Annotated in this window: 18 protein-coding genes; 6 read left to right on the forward strand and 12 right to left on the reverse strand. The window is 70.9% G+C overall.

The window, feature by feature from the left end:
- Both MTAB308_RS07915 and MTAB308_RS07920 read right to left on the reverse strand, forming a co-directional pair.
- Positions 1 to 481 (reverse strand): PE family protein (locus MTAB308_RS07915; RefSeq protein WP_157900923.1); only part of this gene is annotated, 481 nt, incomplete at its 3' end.
- A 180-nt stretch (positions 482 to 661) separates the two neighbouring features.
- Entirely contained in the window at positions 662 to 1,675 is a 1,014-nt protein-coding gene (locus tag MTAB308_RS07920; protein ID WP_077098985.1) for a uroporphyrinogen decarboxylase/cobalamine-independent methonine synthase family protein, read from the reverse strand.
- 86 nt (positions 1,676 to 1,761) lie between these two features.
- Between MTAB308_RS07920 and MTAB308_RS07925 the strand changes: the two genes are divergently transcribed.
- Entirely contained in the window at positions 1,762 to 2,400 is a 639-nt protein-coding gene (locus MTAB308_RS07925; RefSeq protein WP_077098986.1) for a sensor domain-containing protein, read from the forward strand.
- 6 nt (positions 2,401 to 2,406) lie between these two features.
- On the opposite strand, the gene MTAB308_RS07930 is transcribed toward MTAB308_RS07925, so the two are convergent.
- The 7 genes from MTAB308_RS07930 to MTAB308_RS07960 all read right to left on the reverse strand — a co-directional run bounded on the left by MTAB308_RS07930 (position 2,407) and on the right by MTAB308_RS07960 (position 8,670).
- The gene (locus MTAB308_RS07930; protein ID WP_077098987.1) at positions 2,407 to 2,691 is read right to left on the reverse strand and encodes a DUF4190 domain-containing protein; all 285 of its coding nucleotides are present in this window, start codon (positions 2,689 to 2,691) and stop codon (positions 2,407 to 2,409) included.
- Positions 2,692 to 2,777: 86 nt separating this feature from the next.
- Complete coding sequence (gene mnmA / locus MTAB308_RS07935) at positions 2,778 to 3,854, reverse strand: tRNA 2-thiouridine(34) synthase MnmA (RefSeq protein ID WP_108637248.1); 1,077 nt, start codon at positions 3,852 to 3,854, stop codon at positions 2,778 to 2,780.
- Positions 3,855 to 5,033 carry a cysteine desulfurase family protein gene (locus tag MTAB308_RS07940; protein ID WP_077098988.1) on the reverse strand — a complete coding sequence of 393 codons (1,179 nt, stop codon included), beginning with the start codon at positions 5,031 to 5,033 and terminating at the stop codon, positions 3,855 to 3,857.
- 33 nt (positions 5,034 to 5,066) lie between these two features.
- Positions 5,067 to 5,885, reverse strand: a complete 819-nt coding sequence (locus MTAB308_RS07945; protein WP_077098989.1) for a lysophospholipid acyltransferase family protein — start codon at positions 5,883 to 5,885, stop codon at positions 5,067 to 5,069.
- The gene (locus MTAB308_RS07950) at positions 5,885 to 6,730 is read right to left on the reverse strand and encodes a GNAT family N-acetyltransferase (RefSeq protein WP_077098990.1); all 846 of its coding nucleotides are present in this window, start codon (positions 6,728 to 6,730) and stop codon (positions 5,885 to 5,887) included. The genes MTAB308_RS07945 and MTAB308_RS07950 overlap by 1 nt, the downstream gene beginning before the upstream one ends.
- Positions 6,731 to 6,872: 142 nt before the next feature.
- Positions 6,873 to 7,829, reverse strand: a complete 957-nt coding sequence (locus MTAB308_RS07955) for an electron transfer flavoprotein subunit alpha/FixB family protein (protein WP_077098991.1) — start codon at positions 7,827 to 7,829, stop codon at positions 6,873 to 6,875.
- A 40-nt stretch (positions 7,830 to 7,869) separates the two neighbouring features.
- The gene (locus tag MTAB308_RS07960) at positions 7,870 to 8,670 is read right to left on the reverse strand and encodes an electron transfer flavoprotein subunit beta/FixA family protein (protein ID WP_077098992.1); all 801 of its coding nucleotides are present in this window, start codon (positions 8,668 to 8,670) and stop codon (positions 7,870 to 7,872) included.
- Positions 8,671 to 8,954: 284 nt separating this feature from the next.
- On the opposite strand from MTAB308_RS07960, the gene MTAB308_RS07965 reads away from it, so the two are divergent.
- The 4 genes from MTAB308_RS07965 to MTAB308_RS07980 are packed head-to-tail and all read left to right on the forward strand — an operon-like array spanning position 8,955 to position 13,998.
- A complete protein-coding gene (locus tag MTAB308_RS07965) occupies positions 8,955 to 9,764 on the forward strand; it encodes a class I SAM-dependent methyltransferase (RefSeq protein ID WP_077098993.1) in 810 nt (269 codons plus the stop codon).
- A 26-nt stretch (positions 9,765 to 9,790) separates the two neighbouring features.
- Entirely contained in the window at positions 9,791 to 11,341 is a 1,551-nt protein-coding gene (locus MTAB308_RS07970; protein WP_077100043.1) for a 1,4-alpha-glucan branching protein domain-containing protein, read from the forward strand.
- Positions 11,342 to 11,399: 58 nt separating this feature from the next.
- Positions 11,400 to 12,644, forward strand: coding sequence for a glycosyltransferase family 4 protein (locus MTAB308_RS07975; protein WP_077098994.1), 1,245 nt, complete (start codon positions 11,400 to 11,402; stop codon positions 12,642 to 12,644).
- A 4-nt stretch (positions 12,645 to 12,648) separates the two neighbouring features.
- On the forward strand, positions 12,649 to 13,998 hold the full coding sequence (locus MTAB308_RS07980) for a TIGR01777 family oxidoreductase (protein WP_077098995.1): 1,350 nt from the start codon (positions 12,649 to 12,651) through the stop codon (positions 13,996 to 13,998).
- A 13-nt stretch (positions 13,999 to 14,011) separates the two neighbouring features.
- Here the strand turns inward: MTAB308_RS07980 and MTAB308_RS07985 are convergent, their stop codons facing one another.
- The 3 genes from MTAB308_RS07985 to MTAB308_RS07995 all read right to left on the reverse strand — a co-directional run bounded on the left by MTAB308_RS07985 (position 14,012) and on the right by MTAB308_RS07995 (position 15,874).
- On the reverse strand, positions 14,012 to 14,650 hold the full coding sequence (locus MTAB308_RS07985; protein ID WP_077098996.1) for a TetR/AcrR family transcriptional regulator: 639 nt from the start codon (positions 14,648 to 14,650) through the stop codon (positions 14,012 to 14,014).
- A 195-nt stretch (positions 14,651 to 14,845) separates the two neighbouring features.
- Complete coding sequence (locus tag MTAB308_RS07990; RefSeq protein WP_157900924.1) at positions 14,846 to 15,067, reverse strand: hypothetical protein; 222 nt, start codon at positions 15,065 to 15,067, stop codon at positions 14,846 to 14,848.
- A 132-nt stretch (positions 15,068 to 15,199) separates the two neighbouring features.
- Entirely contained in the window at positions 15,200 to 15,874 is a 675-nt protein-coding gene (locus tag MTAB308_RS07995) for a phosphodiesterase (RefSeq protein ID WP_077098998.1), read from the reverse strand.
- Positions 15,875 to 16,223: 349 nt separating this feature from the next.
- Here MTAB308_RS07995 and MTAB308_RS08000 point away from each other — a divergent pair, with 349 nt between their 5' ends.
- Complete coding sequence (locus tag MTAB308_RS08000) at positions 16,224 to 17,291, forward strand: polyprenyl synthetase family protein (protein WP_077100044.1); 1,068 nt, start codon at positions 16,224 to 16,226, stop codon at positions 17,289 to 17,291.
- Position 17,292: the final 1 nt, after the last annotated feature.

Below are 17,292 nucleotides of genomic sequence, written 5' to 3' on the forward strand. Positions count from 1 at the left end.
CCCCGCCCACGCCACCGTCTTGACCCGGCGCGCCCGATCCGCCGGCCCCACCGTCCCCGATCAGCCACCCGCCGGCGCCGCCGGGCGCGCCGGTCCCCGGCGCCCCGTTGGCGCCGTTGCCGATCAACGGGCGCCCGGTCCATTGCACGAATGGCGCATTGATCTGGTTAAGGACCGCCGTCGGAGCGGCGGCTACGGCGGCGGCGGTCTCGGTGCTGAGATATGTCGCCGCGCCGCCGTTCAACAGGCTGACGAACTCGGAGTGAAAGGCCGCGGCCTGGTTGCCGAGCGCCTGGAAATCCAGGGCGTGCACGTTGAAAAGCAAGGCGATCGCGCTGGATACCTCGTCGGCGGCCGCCGCGGTAATCCCGGTCGTGGACGCGGCCGCCGCGGACTGCGCCGCGGTCAGCGCCGAGCCGATATTCGCGAGATCTCCGGCGGCCGCGGCCATAAACTCCGGCGCTACAACGACGAATGACATGCCCGTGCCCCTTAACGTCGATCAACCCGATTCGAGCGCCAAACCCGAGGGAGGCTCGGGCGCCAAGCGCATATTAACGGGTGCGTCAATTAAGGGAAGGGATTTCGCGCGAATTTCGCCAGAAATTAGCTCGCCTGTCTAATTTAGCGTGGCAAACGCGACTCGGCGAATTGAACAAAGCTAGATGGCGTCGGGGTCCTCCGCGAACGCCTCGGCGGCCTTTCGGGCAAGCCCGATCGCGGCGCGGGCCCACTCAGGCGTCGCGCTGGCCAGCCCGCACGCCGGCGTGACGCCGATGCGATCGCGCAGCGCGGAACGCGCGAACGGAAGCCGGTCGGTCACCGCGACCACCGCCGCGGCCACCTCTTCGGCCGACGGCCTGCGCTGCGGGGCGCTGGTCTCGACGACGCCGAGCATGAGGGTGCGGCCCGATTCGACGAACGCGGCGATGCCGTCCAGATCCGGTCCGCGCAACGTGCCCGCGTCGACCGACACCGCGCCAATGCCACTGCGCCGCAACAGATCCCACGGCAACCCGGGGGCGCAACTGTGCAGCATCACCTCGGCGCCCACGCCCGCGACGCAGGTTTCCAGCAGCGCGGCGGCGACCGCCTCGTCGAGCGCGCCGACCGGACTCAGCGCCGTGACCCCGGCCAGCTGCCCGCCCAGCGCCGCCGGCAGCGACGGCTCGTCGAACTGCACGACCACCGGCGTGTCCAGTCGCCGGGCCAGCGCCGCGCGGTGGGTGGCGACGCCCTCGGCCAGCGACGCCGCCAGGTCGCGCACGGCGCCCGAATCGGTGATGGCCCGGTGGCCGTTGGCCAGCTCGAGCCCGGCGGCCAGCGTGATCGGGCCGGGGGCCTGCACCTTGACGACGCGCCCGGCGCCGCGCAGCCCCGCCGCCTCCCAGGCCTCCTCGAGCGCGTCCATGTCCTCGTCGAGGAGGCTGACCGCGCGGCGCGTCACCGCGCCGGGCCGGGCGGCGATGCGGTAGCCGCGCGGCACCGTGTCGATGGCCACGTCGATCAGCAGCGCGCCGGCCCGCCCCAGCAGGTCGGCGCCCACTCCCCTGGCGGGCAGCTCGACGATGTGCGCCAGCGCGCCCGCCAACTCGCCGACCACCACCTCGGCGGCCGGACGGGCGGCGGCGCCGGGCCAGGATCCGACGCCACTGGCCGCCGCGAAACCACTCACCGCCCAACCGTATTCGACGTCGGATCGCGCGCCGGTCGCGAGGGGTGCTCGGGGCGGGGAGGGTCAAGCCGAGAAGGGTGCGAAGGGTGTGGCGCGGAGCAAGACTCACGGGGCGGCTGCTGTTATGCGGCGCGGTGCTGCTGACGGCGTGCACCCGGGTGGTGGGCGGCACCGCCCTGCCGGGATTCGGGCCGGCCGCCAAGGGCGTGCACGGCGTCAACGTCGACACGATCCTTTTGGACCAGCCACGGATGCGCGCGATCACCGGCGCCGGTGAGCACCTGACGATCATTCCCTCGATGGACGGCAGCCGGCCGGTGGACATCGACGCGCTGGCCGACACCACGCCCGCCGAATGCCGGTTCCTGTATGCCGAGACGGCGACGTTCGGGCCCGACATCGAGGAGTTCCACAAGACCACGTTCCAGGACCCGCCCGATGGCGCGCTGATCTCCGAGGGCGCCGCGGCCTACCCGGACGTCGACACCGCGCGGCGCGCCTTCGGCGCCCTGGTGGGCGCCGTCGGGAACTGCGCGGGCGGCTCGTCGGGCCAGCTGCTGGTCGGCGACTGGACCGCCGACGCCACCTCGCTGCACCTGGCGCCCGGCGGGTGCGGGCGCGACTACCGGGTGCTGTCGGTGGCCATGGTGGAGGTCACGTTCTGCGGCTTTGCGCAGTCGGTGTCCGACATCGTGATGACGAACATCGCCGCCAACATCCGATGATTCAGCTCACCAGTGCGCCGTCGTGAACAGCTCGAAATTCGCCTGACCGCAGTGGATCCACATCGCGATGTGCAAGGCCGTGAAGGCCAGGGAGACCGCCAGGGCGGCGATCGCCAGCGCGAAACCGTTCTGGTCGTGGCGCCGGGCCTGGCGCAACGCGACCACGGCGAGAACGCCGCTGAAGATCGGGCTGCCGTACATGCCCATGAGGCTCAACACGAACGCCGCGATGGCGAGGGCGTTGGTCTGGACGGTCGGCACCTCCCGTGCCGCGATCTGGTGTGTGCTCATGTCTGCCGATTCCTTTCCTGGCTGTCAGGGAAAGGTTCGGAGACGCCCCTTGGGGCATCCTCAACGAATTCTTGGAACCGCGGCGCTCAGCGCGAGGTGCCGGCGATCGTGGCGCTGCCGAGCACCTCGTCGCCGTCGGCGTCCGGGCGGTACAGCACCAGCGTCTGGCCGCGCGCCACGCCGCGCAGCGGGACCCGCAACCGCACGACGAGTTCGTCGTTCACCAACTCGGCGACGGCGCCGGCCGTTTCGCCGTGCGCCCGCACCTGCACGGCGCACTCGACGGGCCCCCGGGGCGCGGTCCCCGCGGTGAAGACCGGGGACCGCCCGACCAGCGCGCGGATCTCGAGGTCGGCGGCCTCGCCCACCTGAACCGTCCCCGTCTCGGCGTCGATGGACGTCACGTACCGCGGGCGCCCGTCGGGTCCCGGCCCGGCGATGCCCAGGCCCTTGCGCTGCCCGATGGTGAAACCGTGCACCCCGTCATGGGTGGCCAGCACGGCGCCGTCGGCCGTGACGACGGAGCCTCGGCGCACCCCGATCCGCTCGCCCAAAAACGCCCGGGTGTTGCCGGACGGGATGAAGCAGATGTCGTGGCTGTCGGGCTTGTCGGCGACGGCCAGTCCGCGACGGGCCGCCTCGGCCCGGATGCGGGGCTTCGCCGTATCGCCGATCGGAAACGCCGCGTGCCGCAACTGCTCGGCGGTCAACACGGCCAGCACGTACGACTGATCCTTGTCCCCGTCGACGGCGCGGCGCAGCCGCCCGCCGGACAGCCGCGCGTAGTGGCCCGTCGCCACCGTATCGAAGCCCAGCGCAAGGGCTTTCGCCGACAGCGCCGAGAACTTGATCCGCTGGTTGCACCGCACGCAGGGATTGGGCGTTTCCCCGCGGGCGTACGACTCGACGAAATCGTCGATCACGTCCGCCTTGAACCTCTCCGCGAAATCCCAGACGTAGAACGGGATTCCGAGGATGTCGGCGACGCGTCGCGCGTCCGAGGCGTCCTCCTTCGAGCAGCAGCCGCGCGAGCCGGTGCGCAAGGCGCCCGGCGCCGAGGACAGCGCGAGGTGCACGCCGACCACGTCGTGCCCGGCGTCGACCATGCGGGCGGCGGCGACGGACGAGTCGACGCCACCACTCATCGCGGCGAGGACCTTCACTTACGGCGCCCCCGCGGCGGCCAGCGCGGCCCGCCGGGCGCGGTCCACGGCCGCGGGCAGCACCCGCAACACGGCGTCGACGTCGTCGTCAACGCTGGTGTGCCCCAACGACAGTCGCAACGATCCACGGGCGCTGGCCGGATCCGCGCCCATCGCGGTCAGCACGTGCGACGGCTGTGCGACACCCGCCGTGCAGGCCGAACCGGTCGAACACTCGATCCCGTTGGCGTCCAACAGCATCAGCAGGGCGTCGCCCTCGCAGCCGCGGAAGGTGAAGTGCGCATTGCCGGGCAGCCGCTGGGGGTCGCGGGCGCCGTTGAGGCTGACGTCGTCGATGCCGGCCAGCACGCCCTCGACCAGCCGGTCGCGCAGCGCCCGCAGGCGCGCACCGTTGGGTTCGAGCCCGTCCACCGCGATCCGGGTGGCCGCCGCCATGCCGACCGCGCCGGCGACATCGGGTGTGCCGGAACGGATGTCGCGCTCCTGGCCGCCGCCGTGCGACAGCGGCACGCAGGCGACGTCGCGGCGCAGCAGCAGCGCCCCCACGGCGGGCGGGCCGCCGAACTTGTGGGCCGTGACGCTCATCGCCGACAGCCCGCTGGCGGTGAAGTCGACGGGCAACTGCCCCACCGCCTGCACGGCGTCGCTGTGCATCGGAACCCCGAACTCCGCGGCCACGGCGGCCAGTTCGGCGACCGGCAGCACGGTGCCGACCTCGTTGTTGGCCCACATCACCGACACCAGCGCGACGTCGTCGCGGCGTGTGAGCGCCTCGCGCAACGCGGCCGCCGACACCGAGCCGTCGGCGGTGGTGGGCAGCCAGGTCACCTCGGCGCCCTCGTGCTCGACGAGCCAGTTCACCGAGTCCAGCACGGCGTGGTGTTCGACCTCACTGGTGACGATGCGCCGGCGCTGCGGATCGGCGGCGCGCCGGGCCCAGTAGATGCCCTTGACGGCCAGGTTGTCGCTCTCGGTGCCGCCCGCGGTGAAGATGACCTCGGACGGGCGCGCGCCCAGCTTGGCCGCGATCAGCTCGCGGGATTCCTCGATCCGCCGCCGCGCCGCCCGGCCGCTGGTGTGCAGCGACGACGCGTTGCCGACCGTGCCGAGCACGGCCGTCATCGCCTCGATGGCGGCGGGGTGCATCGGGGTGGTGGCGGCGTGATCGAGGTAGACCATGACGCGCCCCACGATACCTGCAGGTCTGGTCAGTTAACCCACCAGCACGTGGCGGCGACCGGGACGCTGCGGCACTCCCACGCCCACCGCCGATTCGCATCGGCGGGCCAGCGCCCGCCGATCGGTGCCCGGCAACTGCAGGGATTCCACGTGAACGTGCGCCCACGTGCGGCGCACGGCCAGCAACCGGCACATCGACCGCCACAGGGTGTCGTCACCGACGAAGGCCGGGGCGGTCGACACGCAGCCGTCGGCGTGGTGGTAGGTCAACCGGAGCGGCTGGACGGGGCGACCGGCGTCGATCGCGGCCTGGAACATCGCCGGATAGAACGACCCGCAGGCCAGCCCGCACCACGTAGTGCCCTCCGGAAACGCCACCACGGTCTGACCCGCGCGCAGCCGGTGCGCGACGGCCTCGACCACCCCGGGCAGCCGCCGCAGGTGGGCCCGTTCGATGGGGATGATCTTGAGCAGGCGCACCGAGAGGTCGCCGAACAGGTCGGCGCGGGCCACGAACGACCCGGGCAGCACCGACCCGATGGCGAACACGTCCAGCCAGGACATGTGGGGGCTGACCACCAGGACGCCGCGCAGGTTGCGGATCGGGCTCCCCGACACGCTGATGCGGACACTGAAGCAGCGCAGCACCACCCGGCAGTAGAACCGCTGCACCCGCGCCTGGCCCGGCAGGGGCAGCAGCGCCAGGGGCACCACCGGGGCCAGCAGCAGTACCAACATGACGCGAAGCGTCACCCGCAGAACCACCCGCCACCTGGGCGAGTCGGGGCCGACACGCACGCAGCCGCCGTCGCACGTCGCGCGCGGCAGCCAGGAGTGGTCGGCGACGCTCATCAGGCGCCGCCCACCATGTCGGCCGCCGCCGAGACCGACCGCAGGCGCTTGAGATATCGGGTATCGGCGCGTCGTTTGTCCAGCAGCACGCAGAAGTCGCCGACCCCGAAGTCCGGGTCGTGCGCGGGCTCGCCGCAGACCTGGGCACCCAGCCGCAGGTAGCCGCGCATCAGCGGCGGCACCGCCGGGCGCGGGGGCGCCGGGATGTCGTCGAGGGCCCGCCCGCCGACGCGGACCGGCCGGTACGGGCGCACCCGGTACTGCGGCGGTGCGGCGTGCCGGTCGAGGATGAAGTCGCGGACGCCGCGCAGCTGGCTGCCCGGCACGTCGCCGTCCGATGCGTCGCCGATGGGCACCGACACGCAGCCGGTCACGTAGTCGTAGCCGTAGCGGTCCAGGTAGGCCAGGATGCCCGCCCACATCAGCAGCACCACACCGCCGTTGCGGTGGCCGTCGCGGACCACCGCGCGCCCCATCTCCACCAGCGACGGCCGCAGCGAGTCGAAGGCACGAACGTCGAATTCCGTTGCGGTGTAGAGCCCCCCGGCGGCGATGGCACCCGACGGCGCCAGCATCCGGTAACAACCCACCAACTCGCCGGTGTCGTCGTCGCGGACCAGCAGGTGGTCACAGTGCTCGTCGAACCGGTCGACGTCGAGGTGCGCCGCGCCGCCCGTCGGCAAGGTGAATCCCGGCGTGCTGCTGAACACGTCGTACCGAAGCCGCTGCGCCGCCTCGATCAAGCTGGGGTCGGTGGACAGCAACAACGAATAGCGCGGACCGGCCGAGCCGGTCGCCGCACGGTCCGGCTTGTCGCTGGCGATCAGGACAGAAGCGATGCTCATGGGAAACAACGTCGCGCAGTCGTTGTGCTATTCGGCATCGGCGCTGTGACGTGTCGGTGCACGTCAGATGACGAGATATCGCGAAAAGATAACGGCCCCGCAGGTAGCCTGCGGGGCCGTTAACTGCTGGTGAACGGGGGTTTTAGCCTTTGCGCGCCTTGATGGCGTCGGTCAGCTGCGGGGCCACCTTGAACAGGTCGCCCACCACGCCGTAGTCGGCGATCTCGAAGATCGGCGCCTCTTCGTCCTTGTTGACCGCGACGATCGTCTTGGAGGTCTGCATGCCCGCGCGGTGCTGGATCGCCCCGGAGATGCCCAGCGCGATGTAGAGCTGCGGCGACACCGTCTTACCGGTCTGGCCGACCTGGAACTGGCCCGGGTAGTAGCCGGAGTCCACCGCGGCGCGCGACGCACCGACCGCCGCTCCCAGCGAGTCGGCCAGCGCCTCGACGACGTTGAAGTTCTCCGCGCTGCCCACACCGCGGCCGCCGGAGACCACGATGCTGGCCTCCGTCAGCTCGGGGCGGTCGCCGGCGACCGCCGGCTCGCGGGCGGTGATCTTGGTGGCGTTCTCGGCGGGCGCCGGAACCTCGACGGTGACCTGCTCACCGGCGCCGGCCTGCGGCTCGGCGTCGATGGCGCCGCCGCGCACGGTGATCACCGGGGTGTCGCCGTTGACCTGCGACTCGACGGTGAACGCGCCACCGAAGATGGAGTGCACGGCTTTGTTGCCCTCCTGGACGCCTACCACGTCGACCAGCAGGCCGGACCCGATCCGGGCGGCGAGCCGGCCCGCGATCTCCTTGCCGTCGGCGTTGGCGGACAGCAGGATCGCGGCGGGCGAGTTCGACTCGGCCAGCGAGGCCAGCACGTCGACCACCGGGGTGATCAGGTATTTCTCGACGTCGTCGGACTCGGCGACGTAGATCTTGGCGGCGCCGGCCTCCTTCAGGCCGTCGGCCAGCGGCGCGGCCGTCCCCGGCGCGCCGACGACGACGGCGGCCGGCTCACCCAGCGCGCGGGCGGCGGTGATCAACTCGGAGGTGACTTTCTTCAGGGCGCCTTCGGCGTGCTCGACGAGCACCAAAACTTCAGCCATGGGTTATTCGCTCTTCTCGTGTTCGGGAGACGTGGGCTCGTTAGACGATCTTCTGCGCGACCAGGTACTGGGCGATCTGATTGCCGCCCTCGCCCTCGTCGGTGACCTTCTCACCCGCGGTCTTGGGCGGCTTCGGCGTCGACGACAGCACCGTCGAGCCGGCGTTTTCGAGACCGACCTCGTCGGCCTCCACCCCGATCTCGCCGAGGGTCAGCACCGTGACCTCTTTCTTCTTGGCGGCCATGATGCCCTTGAACGACGGGAAGCGCGGCTCGTTGATCTTCTCGGTCACGCTGACCACCGCCGGCAGGGTCGCCTCCAGGCTGAAGACGCCGTCGTCGGTCTCGCGCTCGCCGGTGATCTTGCCGCCCTCGACCGACAGCTTGCGCAGGTGGGTCAGCTGCGGCAGGCCCAGGTATTCGGCGATGATGGCCGGAACGGCACCGCCCGAGCCGTCGGTGGATTCGTTGCCCGCGATGACCAGCTCGGTGCCCTCGATGGTGCCCAGCGCCCGCGCCAGCGCCCAGGCGGTCTGGACCACGCAGGAGCCGTGCATGCCGTCGTCCTTGAGGTGGACGGCCTTGTCGGCGCCCATGGACAGCGCCTTGCGGATCGCCTCGGTGGCGCGCTCGGGGCCGGCGGTCAGCACGGTCACCGAGCCCTCGGTGCCGTCGGCGGCTTCCTTCTCGCGAATCTGCAGCGCCTCTTCGACGGCGCGCTCGTTGATCTCGTCCAGCACCGCGTCGGCGGCCTCGCGGTCCAGCGTGTAATCGCCGTCGGTGAGCTTGCGCTCCGACCAGGTGTCTGGGACCTGCTTGATCAGGACCACGATGTTCGTCATGAGTCTGGTTCGTCCTCCTCGAAGGGGGTCCCACAGCGGTCGACTGCAAGACCTCGGTCACGCACTTTTCACTGCACAGCGTGTTACTGGCGGGTAACTTTGTGCGGTCTGCTCTCACACCATAGCGGGTCACGCAGGCACAACTGCCCGGCTCCTCCCCCGTCCGCTATCCCGGACGGCATCGTCGCCGGGCGGCAGGTTCTTTCGCCCCGTCTGCCCCATCCGGCAGGGGTGCCCACTTCCCGGTTCGCGAATCGGACACTTCGCGTTAGCCTCCCTATGCAATGAGCGCATTCGTTCCCGATGGTGCACCCGACGGCTCCGGCGATCCCTCGCCGGGGGCCGACGCGGTGCTGACGCTGACGGGCGAGCGCACCATCCCGGACCTGGACATCGAGAACTACTGGTTCCGCCGCCACCAGGTCGTCTACCAGCGCCTGGCGCCGCGCTGCGCGGGCCTCGAGGTCCTCGAGGCCGGCTGCGGCGAGGGGTACGGCGCCGACCTGATCGCCGCCGTCGCGCGCCGGGTCGTCGCGGTGGACTACGACGCGGCCGCGGTGGCCCACGTCCGCGCCCGCTACCCGCGCGTGGAGGTCACGCAGGCCAACCTCGCCGAGCTGCCGCTGCCCGAAGCGTCGGTGGATATTGTGGTGAACTTCCAAGTCATCGAGCACCTGTGGGACCAGCCACAGTTCGTCGCCGAGTGCGCCCGGGTGCTGCGCCCGTCGGGGTTGCTGATGGTGTCCACCCCCAACCGGATCACCTTCTCCCCGGGCCGCGACACCCCCATCAACCCGTTCCACACCCGCGAGCTCAACGCCGGCGAGCTGACCGAGCTGCTGCTCGGCGCCGGCTTCTCCGAGGTCTCGGTCAGCGGCCTGCACCACGGCGCGCGGCTGCGCGAGATGGACGCCCGCCACGGCGGATCCATCATCGACGCGCAGATCGCGCTGGCGGTGGCCGGACGGCCGTGGCCCGCCGAGCTGGAGGCGGACGTCGCGGCCGTCACCTGCGACGACTTCGACATCCTCGACACCGACGCCCGCGACATTGATGACAGCCTGGATCTCATCGCGATCGCGGTGCGCCCGTGAGCACCCCCGGGGCACCCGTGCCCGGCATGTTCACCCTGGTGCTGCACACCCACCTGCCGTGGCTGGCCCACCACGGCCGCTGGCCGGTCGGCGAGGAATGGCTGTATCAGTCCTGGGCGGCGTCCTATCTGCCACTGCTGCGGGTGCTGCACACGCTGGCCGACGAGGATCGGCACCGGCTGATCACGCTCGGCGTCACCCCGGTGGTCAACGCCCAGCTCGACGACCCCTACTGCCTCGACGGCATGCATCACTGGCTGGCCAACTGGCGCCTGCGGGCTTACGAGGCGGCCACCATGCGCTCCGCCCCCGCCTCGAAGTCGGCCGGCTACCAGTCGTGCACGCCGGAAGCGTTGCGGGCCTTCGGGATTCGAGAATCCGCGGAGGCGGACCGGGCGCTTGACGATTTCGCCACCCTGTGGCGGCACGGCGGCAGCCCGCTGCTGCGCGGCCTGGTCGATGCCGGCACGGTCGAGTTGCTCGGCGGCCCGCTGGCCCACCCGTTCCAGCCGCTGCTGAATCCGCGGCTGCGCGAGTTCGCGCTGCGCGAAGGCCTCGCCGACGCGCAGCAGCGGTTGGCGCATCACCCGACCGGCATCTGGGCGCCCGAGTGCGCCTACGCCCCGGGCATGGAACACGACTACGCCGCCGCGGGGGTCACACACTTCATGGTCGACGGCCCGTCGCTGCACGGCGACACCGCCCTGGGCAGGCCCGTCGGCGACACCGACGTGGTCGCGTTCGGGCGCGACCTGCAGGTCAGCTACCGCGTGTGGTCGCCGAAATCCGGCTACCCCGGCCACTCCGCCTACCGCGACTTCCACACCTACGACCACCTGACCGGCCTCAAGCCCGCCCGCGTGACCGGGCGCAACGTGTCGTCGGAGGGCAAGGCGCCCTACGACCCCGAGCGCGCCGACCACGCCGTCGACGCCCACGTCGCCGACTTCGTCGACGTGGTCCGCGGCCGGCTGACCAGCGAGTCGGAGCGCATCGGGCGCCCCGCCCACGTCATCGCCGCCTTCGACACGGAGCTGTTCGGCCACTGGTGGTACGAGGGCCCGACGTGGCTGGAACGGGTGCTGCGCGCCCTGCCCGCCGCCGGCGTGCGGGTGGGCACGCTGCGCGACGCCATCGACGACGGCTTCGTCGGTGACGCGGTCGCCCTGCCGCCGAGCTCGTGGGGGTCGGGCAAGGACTGGCAGGTGTGGGCCGGCGAGCAGGTGACCGACCTGGTGCAGCTGAACACCGAGGTGGTCGACACCGCGCTGAGCACGGTCGACAAGGCGCTGTCGCAGACGGCGTCGCTGGACGGGCCGATCCCCCGCGACCACGTCGCCGACCAGATCCTGCGCGAGACCCTGCTCACCGTCTCCAGCGACTGGCCGTTCATGGTCAGCAAGGACTCGGCCGCCGACTACGCCCGCTACCGCGCTCACCTGCACGCGCACGCCACCCGGGAGATCGCCGGAGCGCTGGCCTCGGGCCGGCGCGACAGCGCCCAGCGCCTGGCCGAGGGGTGGAATCGCGCCGACGGCCTGTTCGGCGCGCTGGATGCGCGTAGGCTGCCCCGGTGAGGGGCGGGCGGTGGCCGGGCGTGGCCCGGCGAACACCGCTGGAGGAGCGGGCACGCGCATGAAAATCCTGATGGTGTCGTGGGAATACCCGCCGGTGGTGATCGGCGGGCTGGGCCGCCACGTGCATCACCTCTCGACGGCGCTGGCCGCCGCCGGGCATGAGGTGGTCGTCCTGTCGCGCCGGCCCACGGGCACCGATCCGAGCACGCACCCGTCCTCCGATGAGGCCAGCGACGGCGTCCGGGTGATCGCCGCCGCGCAGGATCCGCACGAATTCAGCTTCGGCGACGACATGATGGCCTGGACGCTGGCGATGGGTCACTCGATGGTGCGCGCCGGGCTCGGCCTGAAAAGACCGGGCACCGACCGACCGTGGCGCCCCGACGTGGTGCACGCGCACGACTGGCTGGTGGCCCACCCCGCCATTGCACTTGCCCAATTCTATGACGTGCCAATGGTTTCCACGATCCACGCGACCGAGGCCGGGCGGCACTCCGGCTGGGTCTCCGGGGCGATCAGCCGTCAGGTGCACGCGGTGGAATCGTGGCTGGTGCGCGAATCCGACTCGCTGATCACGTGTTCGGCCTCGATGGGCGACGAGATCACCGAGCTGTTCGGTCCCGGTCTGGCCGAGATCACCGTGATCCGCAACGGCATCGACGCGGCGCGCTGGCCGTTCGCGGCGCGGCGGCCGCGCCCCGGCCCGCCCGAGCTGCTCTACCTGGGCCGGCTCGAGTACGAGAAGGGCGTGCACGACGTCATCGCCGCGCTGCCGCGCGTCCGCCGCGCCCACCCGGGCACCACGCTGACCATCGCCGGGGAGGGCACGCAGCTGGACTGGCTTGTCGAGCAGGCGCGTAAACACCGGGTGCTCAAGGCGATTCGGTTCGTCGGGCACCTCGATCACGCCGAGTTGCTGGCGGTCCTGCACCGGGCCGACGCCGCGGTGCTGCCCAGCCACTACGAGCCGTTCGGCATCGTCGCGCTGGAGGCCGCCGCGGCCGGCACCCCGCTGGTGACCTCCAACATCGGCGGCCTGGGCGAGGCGGTGATCAACGGGCAGACCGGGGTGTCGTGCCCGCCCCGCGACGTGCGCGCGCTGGCCGCGGCGATCCGCACGGTGCTCGACGACCCGCCGGCCGCGCAGCGGCGGGCGCGCGCCGCCCGCGAACGGCTCACCTCGGCCTTCGACTGGCACACGGTGGCCAATGAGACCGCGCAGGTCTACCTGGCGGCCAAGCGCGGTGAACGCCAGCCCCGGCCACGGCTGCCCATCGTCGAGCACGCGTTGCCCGACCGCTGACATCATGGGGCTGGATTATTCGAGCGTGATCGACGCGCCGCGCGACGAGGTCTTCGCCTGGCACACCAGACCGGGCGCCTTCGACCGGCTGTCGCCGCCGTGGCAACCCATGCGGGTGGTGACCGAGGCGGCCTCCCTCGAGGACGGCCGCGCCACGCTGGCGCTGCCCGGCGGCCTGCGGTGGGTCGCCGAGCACCAGGCGGATGCGTACGATCCGCCCCGGCGTTTCGTCGACGCCATCGGCAGCGCGGGTCCGGCGTCGCTGCCGGCGCGAATCGTGGTGCGCTGGCGGCACACCCACGAATTCGAGGACCTGGGCAACAACCGGACCCGGGTCATCGACCGGCTCGACACGCCGGTGCCCGGGTCGTTGCTGCGCCCCATGTTCGCCTACCGCCACCGTCAGCTGGCCGACGACCTGGCCGCGCACCGGCTGGCCGCCGAGGGCGGCCTGACGCGCAAGACCATCGCCGTCACGGGATCGTCGGGGCTGGTCGGTTCGGCGCTGACGGCATTCCTGCGGACCGGCGGCCACCGCGTCGTCGCGCTGGTCCGGCGGACGCCCGACGGCGACGACGAGCGGCGCTGGAACCCCGATGACCCCGACGCCGAACTGCTCGCCGGGGTGGACGCGGTGATCCACCTGGCCGGGGCATCGATCGCCGGCCGCTTCACCGAGGCGCATCGAAAAGCTGTCCGCGACAGTAGAATCGGACAGACGCGCCGGCTCGCCGAACTCCTGGGCCGCACCGGATGCGCCGTGTTCATCTCCGCCTCGGCGGTCGGCTACTACGGGTATGACCGCGGCGACGAGACCCTGACCGAGGACAGCGATCGCGGCGACGGGTTTCTGGCCGACGTCGTCGCCGAATGGGAGGACGCGACCGCGCCCGCGCAGCGGGAAGGGACGCGGGTGGTGCGGGTGCGCACCGGCATCGTGCAATCGCCCCGCGGCGGCACGCTGCGGCTGATGCGGCCGCTGTTCGCCGCGGGCCTGGGCGGCCGGCTCGGAAACGGCCGGCAGTGGCTGCCGTGGATCGGCATCGACGACCTGGTGGACGTCTACCACCGCGCACTGTGGGACGCGGAGCTGTCGGGTCCGGTGAATGCCGTTGCCCCGCAACCGGTCCGCAACTCCGAGTACACCCGCACCCTGGCCCGGGTGCTGCACCGGCCCGCGGTGCTGCCGGTGCCGGCGCTCGGTCCGCGGCTGCTGCTGGGCGAACAGGGCGCCCGCGAACTCGCCTGCGCCAGCCAGCGCGTGATCCCGCAGAAACTCACCGCGGCCGGGCACCGGTTTCGCCACCCCGACCTCGACGCGGCCCTGCGTCACCTGCTGGGGCGCAGCGGGTGAGGCAATTCGCGGCCTAACGCGCTGCGCTCGCCGTTAGCCGGGCGCTGATTGAGTCGAACACGAGGGTGACGAGGTCGACCACATTTTGACGAGATACGCGTCTTTCCTGGTTGATCCAAGCCAGCAGGTACTCGTCAGCCGCGGCGACCACGCCAACAGCCAACAGAAGTCTGTCGCGTGAACTGACCTGAGGGGCCGGTGGGAGAAGTTCCGCGACCAGCTTCGCCAGCCCATAGATACCTTCCTGGCGTGTCTTGCGGGAGACCGGTCCGGCGCTGATGACCTCGCGAAGCTTGATCCGGGCGCGTCCGGGACTGCCCTGCAGCGAGCGCGTCAGGCAGTCGATCATGGCTCGCGCGCCTTGCGAACCTCCAGATGTTGCGTCGATGGCGGCACGGCAGGCGGCTATCTCCTCGTTGACCAATTGCTCGTAGACGGCCGCCAGCAGCGAGTCCAGATCGGCGAAGCTTTCCCCAAAATACCGATCGCGCAAGCCGGATTGATGCAGTATCGCCCGGATTGACGTGTCGGCATAGCCACGCTCACCAAACAGCACGAAGCCGGCATCGATGAGCCGAGCACGCCGTTCGGCCATCCGTTCGGCCGCGGACTTACCGTCGTAAAGTTCTCTCATCTGCTCGCTCTTGCCCACAGCGTCAGCCGCGAAATCATCGTTGCCATCATAGGGCAATCATCCGGCGCCAACCGTAAGTGGTGACGCGCGTCAGCTGATAGGGCGTTGCCGCGATCGCTGGTCCTATTCCACTGGTGCAGGACCGAAGTCGCGGTGGGTGACGGCCGCGCACAGCCCACGATGTCCCCTCCACGAGCGTGCGGCCGCTGACGGTCACGCCAAGGCCGCAATCCGTTTGACGGCACCGGCGATGGCCGGCGCCTGGTCCTCTTGGAGGTAATGCTTGGCGGGCAGCAACAATTCACCGTCCGCGCCCAAGGCGCTAACGACCGAGGCGCGACGCTCGCGATCTAGCATGCGATCCTGCGCACCCACACCACTTGCGCCGGGTACGACCGGGACGCCGCCGCCGCCCACCACGCTTGGCCAAGACACACTTCGCACAATAATTGATCTGATTGCATGCGTCCTCAGATAATGAGGTCGATCACCCGTTGCCCTGTTGAGCCACGATTTCGGGCGGGACAGGCGCGATCGTGGGTAATCCGTTTCAGCGCCGGCGGGCCGTCACCCCCCGTCCCTGCCCTCGCGGCTGCGCCGGTAGGCGCGCGCCCGAAGGTCGGCAAGCCATTCCGGATAAAGGCTCAATCCCGGCGCGGTGTTGGCGACCGGATCGAACGACACGTCCGGCTCGCTGTCGAGAACTCGGTTCAGCGTCAGCCGGGCCAGCGGCGCGAAATCGCGCCTGCCGCAAGCCTGGTCGATGGCGAAGTCGATCCCGCCGCCGTCGATCGCGTGCCGGACGCTGTCCAGCGAAAGCCCGAAACCGTTGACAGCACTAATGCTTCGGGCCCTCAGCCACCACACGTTTCCGCGATAGCGCAGCGGCATCAGGCTGGTCAGCGTCTGCCCGGTCCAAGACATGGTCGGCCGCAGCGCCACGGCCCGGGCCAGCACCCCCGACCCCGCGGACACCAGCAGGGTGTCCCACGGCGTTGCCCCTCCTTGCTGCGGCGGGACGCGGAACGCCAGGCCGATGAAATCGGGCAGGGCACCCGGCGTCCCCGCGGCCTTGGACACCCGCGCGACGACCTCGGAAGACGGCAGCGGCAGCCCGTCGGCGGCCGGCGCGGTCCGTTCGACGAAGCCGTGCGCCAGCACGCCGACGGGGTGGAAGAAGCGACGGCCGCGCAGAGCGGCTCCCCATTGAAAGGGCTTGGTGACGAGATCGGAAACGTTCACCGGCCCCGGGTTCCCGTTCCCGATCGGGAGAAACCACTCGGCCGATCGACCCGGCGGGCCGAGGGCGCCAAGTGGCCCCGCCGCTCAAAACACCACTGGCGAACCAGGCGATCATTCAGTAAGTTAATGTTTCAATAACTTAACTGAGGTACGTTGATCGGAGCGCCGTCGCCCGACGCATGCCGCCGCCGCCCAGTGTTTGTATTCGTCGACTAAGGGGTACCAACGCGTGAATCCGAGCCGTTCGAGCCAGCGGCTGACCGACCCTGCGAGGGAGGCTTCGGTGGCAGCTGTGCGTACTTTCCCCCGAGTCCACCTCGCCGAAGCCGTCCGGCCCAGCCCGCCGTCCCTGCCCGACGTCGACCAGTTCGACGCCTGGCGAACCGGTGTGCGACGGGCGGTGCTGTCCCATGTCGCCGAATTCGTCGCCGCCCGGTGCGCCGACGCGTTGGGCGCGTGCGGGGTCGATGTGGCCGGCGACATTTTGACGGAGTTTGTGAACGGCGGTAAATGCCTGCGCTCGACGTTCATGTACCTGGGCTGGCTGTGCGGCGAGCCGGAGAGCGATGCGGCGCTGTCGGCGACGGCCAGCCTGGAACTTCTGCACGCTTTCGCGCTGCTCCAGGACGATGTGATGGATGATTCGGCCTCGCGACGAGGCCGCCCCGCCGCCCATGTTCAATTCGCCTCGTGGCATCGCGGGCGCGGGCTGTCCGGTTCGTCGCGCCGGTTCGGTGAATCAGCCGCCATCCTGCTCGGCGACCTGTGCTTGATCTGGGCCGAACAGATGCTGCGCGAGAGCGGATTGCGGCGGCACCAGTTGCTGCGGGGGTGGCCGCGCTACGACGCCATGCGCACCGAGCTTGCTGTGGGCCAGTTCGCGGACCTTGCCACCGACGCGCGCGACATGCCTACGATGGAGGCCGTGCTGGAAGTGGCCCGGCGAAAGTCGGGAAACTACACGGTGCGGCGGCCCCTCGAGATCGGCGCCGCCATGGCCGGTTGCGACGACCGGGTGCTGGCAACGCTCGCCCACTACGGCTCCGCCGTCGGCGAAGCGTTTCAGCTGCGCGACGACATCCTCGGCATCTTCGGATCCCCCGCGGCGACCGGCAAACCCACCAACGACCTGTTGGAGCGCAAGGCGACCAGCGTCGTGGTGGCCGCTCATCAGTTGGCCGACGTATCGACCCGCCTGCAGTTCCGCGAACTGATGGCCAGCGAGCGGCTCGACGATTCGGCACTCGAGCACTGGCGGAACCTGATCCTCGCCACCGGTGCGGTGCAGTGGATCGAAGAACTCATCGCCGAGCGCGTCGACTCCGCGCTGAAGGCGTTGGACCGCGCCGCGTTCGATGGTCGCCTGCTGGCCGCGCTGATCGATATGGCCGGACTGTGCACGAGGCGGGCGGCATGAG

The sequence above is a fragment of the Mycobacterium terramassiliense genome (genome assembly GCF_900157385.1).
Taxonomy (GTDB): Bacteria; Actinomycetota; Actinomycetes; order Mycobacteriales; family Mycobacteriaceae; genus Mycobacterium; species Mycobacterium terramassiliense.